Source organism: Roseibacillus ishigakijimensis (assembly GCF_016595415.1).
In the GTDB taxonomy this organism is placed as follows: Bacteria; Verrucomicrobiota; Verrucomicrobiia; order Verrucomicrobiales; family Akkermansiaceae; genus Roseibacillus; species Roseibacillus ishigakijimensis.
This window is the reverse complement of record NZ_JAENIO010000024.1, coordinates 44055-60058: the sequence shown is the minus strand read 5'-3', so window position 1 is coordinate 60058 and position 16004 is coordinate 44055. Positions and strand designations below refer to the sequence as shown.

14 protein-coding genes are annotated in these 16004 nt (G+C 59.3%); 6 read left to right on the top strand and 8 right to left on the bottom strand.

Going from position 1 to position 16004, the window contains the following annotated elements:
* Positions 1–167: 167 nt before the first annotated feature.
* Entirely contained in the window at positions 168–908 is a 741-nt protein-coding gene (locus JIN78_RS10445; protein WP_200391912.1) for a 7-carboxy-7-deazaguanine synthase QueE, read from the bottom strand.
* Positions 909–1038: 130 nt separating this feature from the next.
* Here JIN78_RS10445 and JIN78_RS10440 point away from each other — a divergent pair, with 130 nt between their 5' ends.
* Genes JIN78_RS10440 through JIN78_RS10430 form a run of 3 tightly spaced genes read left to right on the top strand, consistent with a single transcriptional unit; the run spans position 1039 to position 4497 of the window.
* Positions 1039–2238, top strand: coding sequence for an AI-2E family transporter (locus JIN78_RS10440; RefSeq protein WP_200391911.1), 1200 nt, complete (start codon positions 1039–1041; stop codon positions 2236–2238).
* A gap of 44 nt (positions 2239–2282) precedes the next feature.
* Positions 2283–3272 (top strand): COX15/CtaA family protein, encoded by a 990-nt coding sequence (locus JIN78_RS10435; RefSeq protein ID WP_200391910.1) that lies wholly within the window; start codon positions 2283–2285, stop codon positions 3270–3272.
* Positions 3273–3282: 10 nt separating this feature from the next.
* Positions 3283–4497 carry an MFS transporter gene (locus tag JIN78_RS10430; RefSeq protein ID WP_200391909.1) on the top strand — a complete coding sequence of 405 codons (1215 nt, stop codon included), beginning with the start codon at positions 3283–3285 and terminating at the stop codon, positions 4495–4497.
* A 3-nt stretch (positions 4498–4500) separates the two neighbouring features.
* Here the strand turns inward: JIN78_RS10430 and JIN78_RS10425 are convergent, their stop codons facing one another.
* The 4 genes from JIN78_RS10425 to JIN78_RS10410 all read right to left on the bottom strand — a co-directional run bounded on the left by JIN78_RS10425 (position 4501) and on the right by JIN78_RS10410 (position 8869).
* Entirely contained in the window at positions 4501–4956 is a 456-nt protein-coding gene (locus tag JIN78_RS10425) for a septal ring lytic transglycosylase RlpA family protein (RefSeq protein WP_200391908.1), read from the bottom strand.
* Positions 4957–5002: 46 nt separating this feature from the next.
* Positions 5003–5308 (bottom strand): hypothetical protein, encoded by a 306-nt coding sequence (locus JIN78_RS10420; protein ID WP_200391907.1) that lies wholly within the window; start codon positions 5306–5308, stop codon positions 5003–5005.
* Positions 5309–5399: 91 nt separating this feature from the next.
* Complete coding sequence (locus JIN78_RS17865) at positions 5400–5894, bottom strand: peptidylprolyl isomerase (protein ID WP_200391913.1); 495 nt, start codon at positions 5892–5894, stop codon at positions 5400–5402.
* A gap of 1418 nt (positions 5895–7312) precedes the next feature.
* Positions 7313–8869, bottom strand: a complete 1557-nt coding sequence (locus JIN78_RS10410; RefSeq protein ID WP_200391906.1) for a sulfatase — start codon at positions 8867–8869, stop codon at positions 7313–7315.
* 122 nt (positions 8870–8991) lie between these two features.
* On the opposite strand from JIN78_RS10410, the gene JIN78_RS10405 reads away from it, so the two are divergent.
* Positions 8992–10128 carry a sialidase family protein gene (locus JIN78_RS10405; protein WP_200391905.1) on the top strand — a complete coding sequence of 379 codons (1137 nt, stop codon included), beginning with the start codon at positions 8992–8994 and terminating at the stop codon, positions 10126–10128.
* Here JIN78_RS10405 and JIN78_RS17310 read toward each other — a convergent pair.
* From JIN78_RS17310 to JIN78_RS10390, 3 genes are all read right to left on the bottom strand, one after another.
* The gene (locus JIN78_RS17310) at positions 10070–12274 is read right to left on the bottom strand and encodes a family 1 glycosylhydrolase (RefSeq protein WP_200391904.1); all 2205 of its coding nucleotides are present in this window, start codon (positions 12272–12274) and stop codon (positions 10070–10072) included. The two genes, JIN78_RS10405 and JIN78_RS17310, sit on opposite strands and share 59 nt — an antisense overlap.
* A gap of 58 nt (positions 12275–12332) precedes the next feature.
* Positions 12333–13064, bottom strand: a complete 732-nt coding sequence (locus JIN78_RS10395; RefSeq protein ID WP_200391903.1) for a pseudouridine synthase — start codon at positions 13062–13064, stop codon at positions 12333–12335.
* 94 nt (positions 13065–13158) lie between these two features.
* Positions 13159–13314 carry a small basic protein gene (locus JIN78_RS10390; protein WP_200391902.1) on the bottom strand — a complete coding sequence of 52 codons (156 nt, stop codon included), beginning with the start codon at positions 13312–13314 and terminating at the stop codon, positions 13159–13161.
* Positions 13315–13509: 195 nt separating this feature from the next.
* Here JIN78_RS10390 and hisC point away from each other — a divergent pair, with 195 nt between their 5' ends.
* Together hisC and mnmE are read left to right on the top strand one after the other, a co-directional pair.
* Positions 13510–14601, top strand: coding sequence for a histidinol-phosphate transaminase (gene hisC / locus JIN78_RS10385; RefSeq protein WP_200391901.1), 1092 nt, complete (start codon positions 13510–13512; stop codon positions 14599–14601).
* 70 nt (positions 14602–14671) lie between these two features.
* Positions 14672–16000 (top strand): tRNA uridine-5-carboxymethylaminomethyl(34) synthesis GTPase MnmE, encoded by a 1329-nt coding sequence (gene mnmE / locus JIN78_RS10380; protein ID WP_200391900.1) that lies wholly within the window; start codon positions 14672–14674, stop codon positions 15998–16000.
* The last annotated feature ends 4 nt before the right edge of the window (positions 16001–16004 follow it).

Genomic DNA, 16004 nt, shown 5'->3' with positions numbered 1-16004 from the left:
GGCTCTTTTTTTGTCCGCGAAGAGGGACTGGAAGGAGGACAGGGGAAGTCGGCTGCCAGAAAGGGAAGACGCGTCCCGCGTGGCGGAGAGGCAGAGACGTATCAGGACGGAGTTCTGGGCCAGACCGGAGGCCCGGCGACACCGGAGAGCAAGCCAGTGGCTCGCTCCTACTTACCGCGTTCGTCGCCCCAAAGGAGCACGTGCAGGCGGTCGGTGAGACGGTAGCCATGCCGGAGGCATTCTTCTGCTAGCCAGAGCCGATTGTTCTGCAACGCCTCCGGGCTGCGGCCCTCGGGCATGAGCAAAAGTCTGTCTTTGGGGATCCGATAACGCTCTTGCAGGTTTTTCACTTCCTCCAAATCGTCCCGTGATTGCACGACAAACTTGAAGTAGGCCCGGTTGCAAGAGGCGTAAAATTCGAGCGCGGTCGCCTTTTCCCGCAGTGATTTCGAGTTGCGTGAATTTGATAATTTCGGGGAGACATTGTATTGGCTGATGCAAGCATCCAGCTCTTGAGTAGGCAATTGGGTGCCATTTGTTTCGATTTCGACCACTTGCTCCTTCGCGGAAAGCAATTGGAGGAGGGAGAACAGCTCGCTCTGTTGGAGAAGCGGTTCTCCACCTGTGAGGACCAAACGATCGCCGGGTTGAAGATGGTCTGAGAGTTGGTGGGCGACTTCTTCGGGACTCAGTTCGACAATCTGTTCTTCTTTTGAGAATTTGTGCTCATCCTGGTGGGCCCAGGGAGTGCCTTCCCAGTTCCAGGTGAAGGGGGTGTCGCACCAGTGGCAGTGGAGATTGCATAGGGAAAGCCGGAGAAAGACAGCAGGACAGCCCAGGGAGGGGCCTTCGCCTTGCAAGGTGCGAAAAATTTCCGGTTCTCCATGAGCGAAGCGAGCAAGTTTCATGAGTGAGTTTCGAGGGGCCGTGGGGTTGGAGGACAGCTTTACGGGGGCAGGATAGGGAGAGGAATAAAATTCCTTCAGGAAGTCATTGGAGGAATGGCGGTAGTTGGGTTAGGCTCCCGTCATACAGGTGATGAAGTTGACAAAAGGCGGTTATGGCGAGCCCAGTGGCGGGCTTAAGTTCATGTTTCTGGCAGCCGCCACTGTGATTGTCATCGCTGGGCTCAAGGCCGCAGCCAGCATTTTTGTCCCGGTCCTTTTGGCGTTTTTCATCGCAACGGTGTCGTTTCCCATCACCAATTGGCTCCGCGAGCACCGCGTTCCCCGTTGGCTGGCAGTTTTGCTGACGGTCTTGGTCGATTTCGCGTTTTTGGCCGGAGTGGTGGTGATCGCGGTGATTCTGGTGGGAGATTTTAGCGAGAAGTGGGCGGGAACCGGTCCGGCTGATCCGAGTTCTTACAAGAGCCTGGTGGAGAAAAAGATTGGGGATGTCTCCCTGTTCATCGTCGAGCAATTGGAGAAGCGGGAGTTTGAGAATGCTCGCGAAACCGTCGATAGTTATTTCCGGAGCAAGGCCCTGGATCAGTTGGAGCAGATTGATTTTGGACAAGTTTGGAGTCTGGGCACTGGGGTTGTCGGTCGGGTGGCCTCCTTCTTCGGCACGACCTTCTTCGTGCTTCTGATGACTATCTTCATGCTGACTGAAGCCCGGATGTATGGCCGTCGTATCAGTGCTATTTGTGAGGCTAAAGGTCCTGACTTTGAACGCATCTTCAGTGCGACCCGCGATATTCAACGTTTTTTGGGAATCAAAACGGTGGTCAGTCTGGTGACGGGCTTGTTGGCTGGATTGCTTTGCTGGATCGCGGATTTGGATTTTTTCATTCTCTGGGGAATCTTGGCCTATGCCTTGAACTATGTCCCGGTGATCGGTTCTGTCATTGCCGGGGTGCCGCCCACCGTGCTCGCGCTCATCGTCAGTGGAGGACCCCAAGCTCTCGCGGTGGCGACTGGTTACACTGCGATTAATGTTTTTATTGGCAATTTTATAGAGCCGATGCTGATGGGCAGCCGGTTTGGTTTGTCGACTTTGATGGTGATACTTTCCGTGATGTTCTGGGGTTGGCTTTGGGGGCCGGTGGGGATGCTTTTGGCGGTTCCGCTGACCATGTTGATGAAGGTGGCCATGCTCAACAGTGAAGATTTCCGTTGGCTGGCGGTAGCGATGAGCAAAGAGGATCGGGTCAATATGAAAGCGCGCGTTGAGGAATTGCGCACTGCGGTGCAGGAGGCCGACGGGTCGTCTGTCCGGGAGACCGCGACGGAGAGCTGAATCGCACTCGACGAATGGGCACCGCGCGCTAAAGTCTCCCCCTGATGACGAAAGGGGAGGTGTGGTTTGGCAGATTGGTGACTGGAGTGCTGGTCTTTCTTCTGCTTTTGGTCTTTGTGGGAGCCATTGTGCGTGCCAGCGGGGCCGGGCTGGGTTGTCCCGATTGGCCGAAGTGTTGGGGGCAGCTGATCCCTCCGTGGAAAGTAGAGCAGGTCGACTTGTCTAAAATCAACTATGAACGCTTTGAGCAAAAGGCGGAGCGTTTGGGGCGTGATTTGGACACGGTGACTCCGGAGCACATTCTCGAGAGTTTCAATCCGGTGCACACTTGGACCGAGTTTGCGAATCGGCTGGTGGCTCTTCCACTGGGATTTCTTGCGCTCGCGGCTCTGGTGGCGGCCTTCTATTTGCCAAAAGACAATAGACGGAAAAAGCTCATCACCCTGTCCGCGCTTTCGCTTTTCATCATTTTGCTCAATGCGGTCATGGGTGCGATGGTGGTTTATTCGGGATTAAAGCCCGGCATCATTTCTTTGCACCTCGCGCTAGCCATGGCCCTGATCTTTATCCTCGTCTACTGTCGACGGGAGGTTTCGGCCCAACCTTCTTTTGTGGTTGGGAAAAAGCTGGCTCCCTGGGTGTGGGCGCTTTTGGCGCTTGTGCTGGCGGAGGGAATCTTTGGCTCGCAAGTGCGGGAGTTGACCGATGTCCTCGCGCGGTCGCACAAGGGAGAGGCCCGGGCAGATTGGATCTGGGAATTGGAGCAGAGTGCGATCTATCTCGTGCACCGTAGTTTTTCTTGGCTCATCGTTTTGTTGATGGGCTTGGTCTTTTGGAAGGCCCGGCAGTTGGGGGTCGTGGAGTTGCGCGCCAAGGTGATGGCTGGTCTTGTGCTGGCCATGATGGTCATGGGCCTCATCTTGGCTCAGGTGGGGGTCTATGCCTGGGTGCAAGTGCTTCATGTCGGGGTGGCGGGCCTCATGGTGACGGTGCTTTGCGACTGGAGCCTGGTCCTGCAACGGGCAAAAAATTAGAAACAGCCCCGTGTTCAATCTTCCCAGTGATAGCCAATGGAACCGGCGCACGTTTCGGCTGGAGCTCGTGCGCTCACTGCCGGCAGGAGTGATCGAGACGGTGGGGACCACCTTTGCGGTCTTTCTGGCGGTGTCGGTTTTTGGGGCGAGCCAGACGCAGAAGGCCGTGCTGGTGGCCTCGGCTAGTGTGGGCCTTTTGCTCAGCTTGTTCGTGGTGCAGTTCGTGCGGCGCTTGGGCTGTAGCGTCAATGCCGCCATCTGTGGCCTTTCCTTCTTTGCGGCAGCGGGTTTTCTCCTCGCCGCTTGCCAACCCGAAAGCCTGCTCTGGTATCTGGTGGGCATGTGTGGCGCGCAGTTGGGATTGACCCTTTCCATGCCGCTCTTTTCGCAAATTTATCGGCGGCATTATCCGGACCTCAATCGAGGCCAGCTTTTTGCTTTTACAGCGATTTTTCGCAAGTTGGCGGCCGTGCTGACTGGTTTGGCTTTCGGTTTCTGGTTGCGGGAGCGTCCGGATGACTATCCTTGGCTGCTCTCTTGCTATGCTCTCTGCTGCGTGTTGATGGCCGTCTGTGTGATGGCGATGGCTCCGATCAAGCTACGCAAAACCGTCGGGGTGCGGCTCTTTGATGCCTTCGGTCATGTCCGCAGTGATGCGCCTTTTCGCAAGCTGCTCATCGCTTGGATGGTCTTGGGCTTCGGGAATCTCCTGTGCTTCGGGATCTTTGTCGAATTCGTCGCGAATCCCGATTACGGCTACGGGCTCAGTGCGGATCAGGTGAGCTTGATCACGACGACCACGCCGGAAGCTTGCTTCCTGGTGACGGTGTTTCTGTGGGGGGTGGTCTTTGACCGCGTGAACTTTTTCTCCGTTCGCATCATCATCAATCTCTTTTTCATCGCGGCCGTGTTGGTCTTCTTTCTCGGGGGCGCGGTTTGGGCGCTCTATCTTGGATTGGCCCTCCATGGCATCGGGAAGGCGGGAGGAAATGTGGCTTGGAGTCTCTGGGTTACCAAGTTCGCCCACGAGGACCATGTGGCGGAGTATATGAGTGTGCACACCTTCCTGACCGGCTGCCGGGGGACGGCGGCCCCTTTCATTGGTTTCACGGTGGCGGCAGCTTTTTCGCCCCAGGTGGTTGGCATCATTGGAGCGACTTTGATGACGCTCTCCACTTTTATGATTTTGCCTCAGTTCAAGGAGAGCTTGAGAAAAGACGACTGAGGATCAGGGAGTCTTCAAGACTTCCACTTTGCAGGATACCACACCGGCATTGACGAAGCCCAGTTTGCGCGCGGTCCCGATGGAGACGTCGATGATACGTCCTTTGATGAAGGGGCCCCGGTCGGTGATGGTGACGATTTGGGAACGGTTGTTGCGGAGATTGGTGACGCGCACTTTGGAGCCGAAAGCCAAGGTGCGGTGTGCGGCAGTGGCTCCGGCGTTTGTGAAGCGCTTGCCCGAGGCTGTTTTGGTGCCTCCGTTGGTTTTTACGGAATACCAGGACATTTTCCCGCGCTGGGTGGAGGCGACGATGTATTTGCCCGCGATGAGTTTGGGTTTGACGACTTTCTTTTCGGCCGGAGGAGGAGAGGAGGCTTTCGCACTTTCCACCACGGGAGGGTGATCGGCACAGGAAACCAGGGCCGTCAGAAGGGACAGGGAGGCAACAAGTCGGAGCATTTCGTCAGTTTAGCAAAGAGAGCGAGAAAGGGGAAGAGCGAGGTTCTCAATCCGGTTGGCCTGTGGTGCCGGGGGGGGAGAACTCCAATCCTTGGACGAAGTCGATGACCTTGCGGGCAGACATTTCGCAAGGTCTGAGGAGTTTTCCTTTTCTCAGGTGGTAGAGATTGAGGCTGATGTAATCCGAACCATCGGCGGCTTCGCCGATGAGCTTTTCGCCTCCGCCCCCGGCCACTTGCAGGCGTGTGAGGAGATACCTGCGGCCATGGGCCCAGCCGGTGGAGGAGCCCAAGGGGATGCGGGCCAGTTTGGCCGTGAAGTCCGCGAGCGGGCAATCCGGATGCATGAGCATAAAGAAACCCTGCTGGCAGCGGTGTCAACTCGCCGGGAGTGAGAACCTTGCCCGCAGGGTGGGAAAATGAATTCAGGTGGCCGAGCAGGGCTCAGGCTGCCGCTTTCCAGTCTGCGATGCGGTCGGCGTGAGCGGCGAAGAGTTCGTCCGTGGAGCCGTGGATGGTGATGTTCTCAATGACGTCGTTTTTGCGAATGGAATCGATGACGTCCTGACCCTTGGTGGTCTCGCCAAAGACGGTGTGCTTGCCGTCGAGGTGGGGAGTGGGGCCGTGGGTGATGAAGAACTGGGAGCCATTGGTGTTGGGTCCGGCGTTGGCCATGGAGAGAATGCCGGCCTTGTCATGGCGGCGGTTGGCTTTGCATTCGCACTCAAACTTGTAGCCGGGGCCGCCAGTGCCGGTGCCGAGGGGGCAGCCGCCCTGGATCATGAAGTTGCTGATCACGCGGTGGAAGGTGAGGCCGTCGTAGAAGCCGCGGGAAGCGAGGTGCAGGAAGGAGGCGACGGTGACTGGAGCGTCGTCGGGGAAAAGAGTGAGATCGATGTCGCCCTTGTTGGTGTGGATGGTGATTTTGATGTCGTCCATGGTGGCGAAGCCTCTAGAAACCAGAGCCCGGAGTCCAGAGCGAATTTTCCTCACTCGGTCCCGGCCTCGTGGTCGACTCGTCCGCCGATTGCAATCATGAGTTCCAGCCATTCGCCTGTGTCCGTGCGGACGGTTTTTTTGAACAACCTGCCTCGCCAAAAGACGGCTTGATCGGCGCCGCCCGTGATCTCGAAGATTTCCCCAGGCTCTCCATGGGGCCATCTCATTGAGTAGGAAAATTGCTCGGGAAAGAGGGTTTGCCCGTGATGGCTGAGTTGCTCGCCTTGAGCATTTTTCCCCTGCAATAAAGCCGATTTGACCGTTTTGGTTCACGGATTTCAGGAAGGATTCTTCCACCGTAGGCGGGGCTTTGGTGCCTTGTTTTTGGTAAAAAGCGATCACCGCTTCGTAGGGGGCTCGCTCTGATGGCGAGAGTTCGGTCACCTCTTGGGTTCGCAGAAGCTCCACCGTCCAGGCAGTCAAGCCAAGTAGGATTAGGAAGCCGAACACCACGGACCAGATTTTCACCGTCCTGGTCCAAAATTGAATCCGCCTTTTGTGGTGAACGGCCGCTAGGAGAGCGGTGAGTGCCACGCCCACCATGGCAGAGCCGACGAAGCCCTGCCAAAAGGGGAAGCTGTCCGGTGGGTAAAAGTCGTTTGAATGGTTCAAGCGATAGGGTCGCCATAAAAGGAGGTGGTAGGCGACCATCGACAGTTGAACGAGGGCGCTCCATCCCATGAGGAAGCTGGCGAAGCGAAGGGCGCTCTGGCTGCCGCTCCAAAAGAGAGCGGCGGCAATTGTTAAAAAAATGGCCGTTCCGTAGTCCTTCTCTCCCAACATCTGGTCATTGACGGCTGCTTGGAGGCAGCTGCCGCCCGCAAGGGTCAAAGCGGTGACAGTGAGGAGGCGATCGTGTTGGGGAGAAGGTAAGAGACCGAGGAGCCGGCGCAGGAGGTGATCGGCAAAGTGCGGACTGAACCGGTCTTGCGAGCAGTCTGGTCCTGTCAGGTAGATCTTGGTAGGCTTTTTCTGGTTTAGCCAGGTTTGCAGGGCCTTGAGGGCTTCTTCGGGATGCCAGGTGCCCCCGGTCATCACGAGCGTGGCTTTGCCAGATTCTTTGGCTTTGGCGAGGAGGTGGTTGCTGAGAGCCGACTTTTCGGGGTCCTTCAAGTCAGTGTGAGATTCGTGAAAAACAATGACTCCATCGGCGCTGGCGAGAGCGGCATTGGCCTCTGTCACTTCGTCTGTGGCCTCATCATTGGCCAGGGCTGGGATGACTTCCACGGCCAGCCCTGCCTCGCGGGCGACTTGGGCGAGCCGTTTTTCCAACTCATTGGCCTCCCGCGTAATGAGGGTTTGGAAGGGAGGGGCGGAGGGAGGCATGCGAGGGAGGCTAGCCCTTCGGCTTGTTCCATTCAATCCTGCGGGAGAGCGCCCCACCAGTTCTTGTTAGGCTGGAAGGAGGGGTCGAGGTAGCGGGCGTGCTGCTTTTCGAGGCGTTCCTTCAGCCCGGTGTGCCAGTTTTCGATTTGTTGCTTTTTCTTGGCGGGGTCGAAGCGGGGATCTTTCTCGGGGAGAAGGGCTCCGGTTTCTTTTTGCAATCGTTGCAGGATGACGAGCATCGCGTGTGCCCGCTCGGGATGTTCGGCGGCGAGGTTCCGTTGTTCGCCGGAGTCCTTGGACAAGTGGTAGAGCTCGAGACGGCCGTCTTCGAGATACTGGATGAGCTTCCACTCGCCTTGGCGAAGGATGGAGGAGGGCTCGCCACCCTGGTTTCCGTAGTGCGGGTAGTGCCAGAAGAGGGGGCGGTCGGCGAGAGGCTTGCCCTCCAGCAAGGGGCGCAGGGAGAGACCGTCGAGGTGTTGCTCAGGGAGCAGATCCAGTCCGGCCAGGTCCAGCAAGGTGGGGTAGAAGTCCGTGCCCGTCACCGGGGTGTCGTCGGTCGCTCCGGCCTGGGTTTTGCCGGGCACATAGAGGTAGTAGGGAGCGCGCAGTCCGCCCTCCCATTGCCGTCCTTTGCCGCCGCGCAGAGGGAGAGCGGCGGTGGCAAAAGCGTCGCCGCTGGTCACCCCGCCGTTATCGCCCGTGAAGACGACGATGGTGTCATTGCTTAGCTCCAGCTCCTCGAGGGTGTCGAGGACGGTGCCGATTGCTTGGTCGAGGGTTTCCATCATGCCCGCGTAGATGGGATTGTCCTGCACCTGGCGCACGGGCAAGGTGCGATCGATTCCGAAGCGCTCGTCGGCCTGGGAGTTGGCCGCGGCTTTTTGCTGATACTTTTTCCAAAGCTCCGGGGTGGTCTGGATGGGCCCGTGCACGGCGTAGAAGGAAAGGTAGGCGAGGAAGGGTTTCTCAGGCTCGTTGACCTGGTGGTTGCGGATTTCCTGCGCCGTTCTCTCGGCGAGCCAGAGGGTGAGGGAAGTCCCGGCGGGGATTTCTTCCGAGATCTTGGGATTGGTGAAGGGCGCGAAGAAGCCCCCTGGAGGTGAGCCCGCATGATGGCCGCCCACATTGAGCTGAAAGCCGTGATCCTCGGGGAAGGAGCCCTTGCCGCCGAGATGCCATTTGCCAAAAAACCAAGTGGCGTAGCCTTCCGCCGCGAGGGCCTCCGCCAGGGTGGTGTCTTCGGCAGGCAGCGCATTGGCATTGGGGGCGGGAAGAATCTTGTCATTGCGCTTCCAGTTCTCGCCAGTGGCCGCGCCAATCCAATCGGTGATGCCGATGCGTGGCGGGTATTTGCCGGTCAAGATGGACGCCCGCGAAGGGGAGCAGACCTGGCAAGTGGAGTAGCCGTTGGTGAAGCGCAGCGACTTTTGCGCCAAGGCGTCGATGCGTGGCGTCTCATAAAATGAAGAGCCTTCGCCGGAGAGATCGCGGATACCCAGGTCGTCGACGAGGAAGAAGACGATGTTGGGCTTTTTTTCGGCCCAAAGGGAACAGGTGAGGGTGAGAAAAATGAGAAGAGCACGCATAAGAATGTCGGGTAATGTGTTGCTAACGGAGGAAGCTGCCACCGAATTGCAAGAAGCTGGCTTCTTTGCAGAAAGGTTGGCCAATCTTGGGGAGTATCGTCGCTATGGTCAATATTTGTTCTTTGTTTGCTGTTTCTGTGGGGTTGGTTGCAGGCACCGCAGTTGCGGTTCCTTTTCTGGACTTAGCGGGTGAGAGGGAGCGGCAGGTGACGGTGGATCGCGAGGAGGGGCAATACCTCGGGCATGTGACCACCTGTCTTCTCGATGACGGGAAGACGATTTTGGCGGTTTATCCCAAGGGGCACGGCCGGGGTGGCATCGTTTATAAGCGCAGCGAGGACGGGGGGAAGACTTGGTCGGAGCGGCTGGCGACTCCCGATTCGTGGGCCACATCGCAGGAGGTTCCTACTTTGCACCGCATGACTGACGCGGACGGGCGCAAGCGCATCGTGCTGTGGTCGGGCATGTATCCCGCCCGCTATGCCTTGAGTGAGGATGAGGGGAAGAGCTGGAGCGAGCTGCACCCGGCGGGAGATTGGGGCGGAATCGTGGTCATGGGGGCGCATCTCTCCCTGAAAACCGGGCCAGGTCACTACGCTTGCTACTTCCATGACGATGGCCGGTTCTTTCGCCAAGGCGGAGAGCGCGGGGACTTCACCCTTTATCAAAGCCGCACCCGCGATGGCGGGGTCACCTGGGAAGAGCCGGAGGTGATTTGGACCGGGGGCGAGCTGGATCTTTGCGAGCCCGGGGCGGTGCGTTCTCCCGATGGCGGGACCATCGCTCTGCTCTTGCGGGAGAACTCGCGCCAGCAGAATTCCCAGATCATTTTTTCCCAAGATGAGGGCGAAACTTGGAGCGAACCCCGGCCCTTGGCGCGGGAATTGACAGGTGATCGGCACACGGTGCGGTATGCGCCCGACGGGCGGCTGGTTGTGGTCTTCCGGGGAGTTTTGCCGGGGAAACAGGAATTTTTCTCGCAAGGGGAGGCCCGTGGTGAGTTGCCCACCGTTGGTGATTGCGCGCTCTGGGTCGGCACTTGGGAGGATTTGCAGAGTGGGGGCTCGGGCGAGATGCTGGTGCGGCTATTGGATAATAAGAAAGGTCTCGATTCCACCTATCCCGGCGTGGAATTGTTGCCCGATGGCACCTTCGTGGTCACCACCTACGGCACTTGGGACGATGCCAGCAAGCCCTTCATCAAGTCGGTTCGTTTTCGTCTGGATGAACTGGATGCTCGTCTGACTGAGGGGGAGTGAACGCTTCGCGGCCGAGCTTTTCCGCGATGTAGTTGCGGTAGAATTCGACTTCGGGGGTGGGCTCTCGCTTGAGGTCGGGATCGGTCTCCAGCGCAACGTGATAGAGGCCGAAGTCGGTCTGGTCGTTGAAGGGGTGGCCCCACTCGCGGTTGGAGGTCAGCGACCAGAGGAAGTAGGCGCTTACCGGCACGCCTTCGGCGCAGGCTTTTTCCACCTCGGCGAGATGGGCCTTGAGGTATTCTCCCCGGGTGAGCCCGTCGGCGAGGGGCACGGATCCGTTTTCGACAATGAGGATCTCCTGCTCCGGGAACCAGCGGTGATAGCGGCGCAGCGCGTGGCCGAGGCCTTCCGGCCAGACCGGGGCATTGAGAAAGCGCCCTTCTCCAGCTTCCACGAGGCGATTGAACTGGAGAATCCGGCTGGTGGGGAGGCCCCAGTAGTAGTCCAGGCCCACAAAATCCTGGGCCTGGTGGGCTTCCTCCGGGCAGAGAGTTTCCGGGAGCTTGCCGCGAATGCCGAGATACCACCAATTGGAGTTGGCGATGAGTCCGGCCGCGCCCGCAAAGCGCCAGAGCCGGTTGAGTGGGCTGGCCTTGGTCTCCAGCACGCGCAAGGGCTTGTTGGCATCGAGGGGGACGAACTCGATCTTGTCGGGGTCGTTGAAGATTTTTTGGGCCACTTGGCGCACGAGCCCGACCTCCACTCCTTCTTCGGGACAACCGGGACAGATTCCGGGTGCATCGGCATGGATGCCTACTTTCAAGCGGCCCCGGCGGCGGATGCGGCGCAGGCCTTCGCCATCGATGAGCCGCTTGTGACCAGGGCGCGAGTCGTTGGCAAAAAAGTCTCCCAGAGAGAGTGGTTGGAGGGGTTTGCCCACGGCCTGTTCGGGCCGGTCGGGCGCGCAGGCCCCGTATTCCTCGCAATTGAAGGTGGCAATGACGCGATTGAGGAGAGAGAGCAAGCCATTGTGACCAAGTGGCATCCCGATGGTGTGGGCTTCGCGGGTGATGCCGTTTTTGAGCAGGCGGAAGCGACTTTGGGCCGGTAACTGGGGCGGATAAAGAAACATCTCGTCTCCGTAGAGAGCGCAGATCGAGCCCTCCAGGAGAGCGGTCCGGCCTTCCTCATAGCTGGCAAAGGCCCGCAGCTGGCACTCCTCGGGAAGGTGGGTGCTGGCGAGGGCGCGGTCGGCTGCCGGACCCACATAGCCCGCCGTGGTGTGCTCCAGATCGGCGAGGCTGAAGATGGTATTGTCGTTGCGCACGAGAATCGCCTTGCCCGAGGTCAGATAGGGATCGCTGAAGCTCAGGTTGGCGTGGCTCTCGTGGGTGATGCCGCCGATGACGAGGTCCACTTTCCCTTTTCCGGAGATCAGGGGTTCGGCCATGCTGAAGCGATAGGTGGCCTTGAGCAACCAGCGGGAGTGGGCCTGATTGTCGAGAATGTGCTGTAACCAAGGGGGGAAACCCGTGACGAGAGGATTGCTCCCCACCTTGGCCTCTGGGTGCAGGCCCTTGATGCGGACACGGGCCCGGGCATGGGCCGAGAAGAGGTTGTGGACCAGTTTGCCAATGGCTTCGGCCTCCCCGCTGGCTCCCGTGCCCTCGGGCAAGCCCGGAGGCATGTAGTAGCGGTTCTGCCACCAGGGCTTGATGAAGCCGTAAACCAGCTGGGTGGGCTCGTTGAAGGTGATCCAGTAATCGGCGAGGTCACCGAGCTCCCGCGCCATTTTTTCGCCATAGTCGGCAAAGCGATCAGGAAAATGGGGGCCGATGAGTCCGCCTTCGCGCTCTAGCCACACCGGCCAGGTGAAGTGAACGAGGGTGATCATCACCTTCATTCCTTTCCCTCGGATGTATTCCGCCAATTCCCGATAGTGTTGAATCGCAGACTCATCCCACTTGTCGCGACCGGGCTGCACGCGGGCCCAGGCGATGGAAAAGCGGAAAATCTGGCAGCCGAGTTCCGCCGCACGGTCGATATCCTCGGGATAGCGGTTCCAGAAGTCGACTGCTTGCTTGCGCGGGGTCAGATTCTGGCTGCGCTCCCAGAGGTCCCAGACGTCTTCCCGTTCCGGATCATGGGCTTCCACCTGATGATCGGCATTGGCAACTCCAAAGAGGAAGTGGGGAGGGTAGGGCACGGCCGCGGAGTTTGTTCAGAATCCTGGCACGCGCTCAACTGGAAATCGCGACAGAAGTCTATTCTCCGGCTGGCTTGGCCTTGGGTTCGGGATTTGTCAGCAGGTGGGCGATGTCTTCCTTGCGCAGCTCCTCGGTGGCTCCGCTGGGCAGTTCGCCCATGGTCAGGGAGCCCACCCGGGTGCGCACCAGTTTGGTCACCCGCAGGCCCAAGGTTTCCAGCATGAGACGGATTTGGCGCTTGAGCCCCGATTCCAGCACAATGGTGAGGCGACGGGAGGAGACCCGGCGGGCAAACTTGGCTTTGGCTTGTCCCACTTCCGGGATGTGCACTCCTTTCACCAGCTGCAGCAAAACTTGAGGCTCGAAGTGCTGGTCGACGGTGACGAGATACTCCTTCTCCAGTTTCTTGGACGGATGGGTCAACTTTTGCGCCAACTCGCCGTCATTGGTCATGATGAGCAGCCCCTCGGAATCGAGGTCGAGGCGGCCGACATGCTTGAGATGATGATATTTGTGGGGGAGGAGGTGGTAGATGGTCTTCCGGCCGCGCTCATCACTCCGGGAGCAGACCACCCCGCGGGGCTTGTGCAGGGCGACCACGAGAATATTCCGCCGGCTCAGGATTTTTCGTCCCAGCCGCACCGTGTCTTCGTCGGTGACCCGCACGGCGGGATTGATGGTGATGGAGCCGTTGACGCTCACTTCGCCTTCCTGAATGATGCGATCGGCTTCCCGGCGGGAAAGTTCGGTGCAGGAGGCGACAAATTTATTGAGGCGGATTTCTTCCATCGGCGTAGGGACAAAAAAGCGGAACCGCGCAAGCAAGGCCAGAGAAAGCCTCGCGGGGGTTCCGCTCAGAGAAAAAAATCGAAAGGGTTGGAGCTTAGACTTCTCCCTTGGTCTTGGGGAGGCCGATGGGGCTCTGGCCTTCTTTCCAGTGACCGCGCTCGCGGAGGACTTTAATGCGTTCGAAACGCTTCATTACCGAGCGTTTTCCGCTGGCGGAACCGGATGCTTTGAGACTGTTGTGCTTCGACATGAGAAATTCGGGCTGTTCTGGGGGGCGGGAACCTAGGCCCTTTCCTCCCCGATGGCAAGAAAGAATCTTGCGAACTTTTCCAACCCGAATTTGAGGGGCCCGCTTCGCCTTCCACTGTTCTCTGGTCTCCGGACGGCTCCCCCCGGCGCAATTTGGGATTTGTTTTTCTGGCAAGCTAGGTTGAGACTCCGGCAAATGTCCATGGAGTCCTACGCGAACCAATTTGTCTGTGATCTGGTGGCTTACGAGCCCGGCAAGCCCATCGAAGAAACAGCCCGTGAGCTGGGGCTGGATCCGGCTTCTATTGTGAAGCTGGCGAGCAATGAGAATCCTCTCGGGCCCTCTCCCAAGGCCCAGCAGGCGATGGCCGATGCCAGCCGTCACATGCACATTTATCCCGATGGCGGGGGCGTGCGTCTGCGCTCAGCCTTGGCGGAGAAGCACGGCCTGGCTATGGAAAATGTGGTGCTGGGCAATGGCTCCAATGAGATTATCGAACTGCTCTGCCATTGCTTCTTGAACAAAAACGCAGCCCTCATCGCGGCCGAGCATGCCTTCGTTGTTTACAAGCTGATGGCCACTCTTTTTGGCGCCAATTATGTGAAAGTGCCCGATCCCGACTTCGTGCATGATCTGGACGCCATGGCGGCGGCGGTGACCCCAGAAACCCGGCTCGTCTTCGTGGCCAATCCCAACAATCCCACCGGCACCCTGGTGGGGGCGGAGGAGATCGAGCGCTTTCTGGATCAATTGCCTGACCACGTCATTGCGGTCTTCGATGAGGCCTACTTTGAGTTTTTGGAAGATGCGCCTGATACCATCAAATACGTGAAAGAGGGGCGCAACGTGGTTGTGATGCGCACCTTTTCCAAGGCGCAGGGCTTGGCCGGACTTCGCATCGGCTATGGCCTTGCCCCGGCACACATCACCGGCATTCTCCAAAAAGCCCGCCAGCCGTTCAATACCAACGAGCTCGCCCAGATGGCGGCCCTGGCCTCGCTGGCCGACGAAGAGCACATCGCCGCCACGGTGGCCAACAATCGCCTCGGGCGGGACTTTTTTGAGAAGTCCTTTGCCGAAATGGGGCTCGCGTTTGTCCCCAGTCACGCCAATTTCGTGCTCGTCAAAGTGGGCGATGGCGATCGTGTCTTTGCGGAAATGCTCAAGCGTGGAGTCATTGTGCGGGCGATGCGGGGTTACAAATTACCGGAGTGGGTGCGGATCTCGGTGGGCACTCCGGCTGAGAATGAGCGGTGCCTGGCGGTCTTGCGGGAAGTTTTGGGCTAAAGCCAGCAACCAGCGGCCAGCGTGCGATGCCTTGGCATCCCTGGCTGCTGCTTGGGAAAAAAATGTCTTCATGAGCAGTAACGACGTCATCGCCGCCATTGCCAGTCCACCGGGGGTGGGGGCGGTCTCTCTCTTGCGTCTCTCGGGGCCGGGCGTGTTTCAAGTGGCGGAGAAAGCCCTGGCGCGCTTCCAGGCCGGGGCGGTGCGCCCTCGCTACACCTTTCGCGACGATGTCGTGGATGCGGGCGGGCAATCCATCGATGATGTCCTGGTGGTTTGTTACCGCGGACCCCGGAGCTACACGGGGGAAGATGTGGTCGAGATCAGTGGCCACGGGGGCATTCATGTCACCCGCCTGGTCCTTGAGCGCTGTCTCGAATGCGGGGCCCGGCTGGCGGAAGCGGGCGAGTTCAGTCTGCGCGCCTTTTTAAATAGCAAACTCGATCTCACCCAGGCGGAGGCGGTGATGGATTTGATCTCGGCCCAGACCGACCTCGCGGCCAAAGCGGCCCGGGAGCAGCTCTCCGGTAATCTGGGCGCCGCCGTGGGCGAGGTGCGGGAGGAAATCATCAGCCTGGTCGCCCATGTGGAGGCTTACATCGACTTTCCCGAGGAGGATATTTCCCCCGAAACGGGCGCTGCGCTGGAGAAGTCGTTCGCCAATCTCCAGGAGTCCATTGCTAGTCTCCTCGGCACCGCCAAACGGGGGCGCCTGCTGCGGGAAGGGGCTCGCGTGGCCATTGTGGGAGCTCCCAATGCCGGGAAATCCAGTCTGCTCAATGCCCTGCTCGGCTTCGACCGCGCCATCGTGAGCGCGGAGGCGGGCACCACCCGCGACACTGTGGAGGAGGTGCTCGATTTCAACGGTTTTCCCGTCCGGCTCATCGATACCGCCGGCTTGCGCGAGGAAGGCAGTGATATCGAGAAGCAGGGAATGGCCCGGGCCCGGCAGCGCATGGAAGATGCCGACTTGATTGTCGAGCTGGTCGATGCCACCGAGCCTCCCGCCCGCCGTCATGCCGAAGCGGCGTTGCTGGTGCTCAATAAAGTGGATCGGGGCGAACATCCCGACTGGGCGGGAGAGCCCGCCTTGCGAATTTCAGCTTTGCAGGGGGATGGTCTGGAGGAATTGCGCGCCGCCGTGGCCGGGCACTTGGGCGGGGCGGGGGAGAATTCCGGCAGTGCTCTTCTTTCCATCAACGCGCGGCACCAGGATTGTCTGCGCCGGGCGGAAGAGCTGCTGGCCGAGGCGCGCGCCATGCTGGCGGGGGGAGAAGAGCCCGAGTTCGTCAGCTTGCCCTTGCGTGAGGCCCTGCAGGCGGTGGGCGAGATAGCCGGGCGCATCGATACCGAGGAAATTCTCGGCAGTATTTTCAGCCAGTTTTGTATCGGGAAATGAGGTC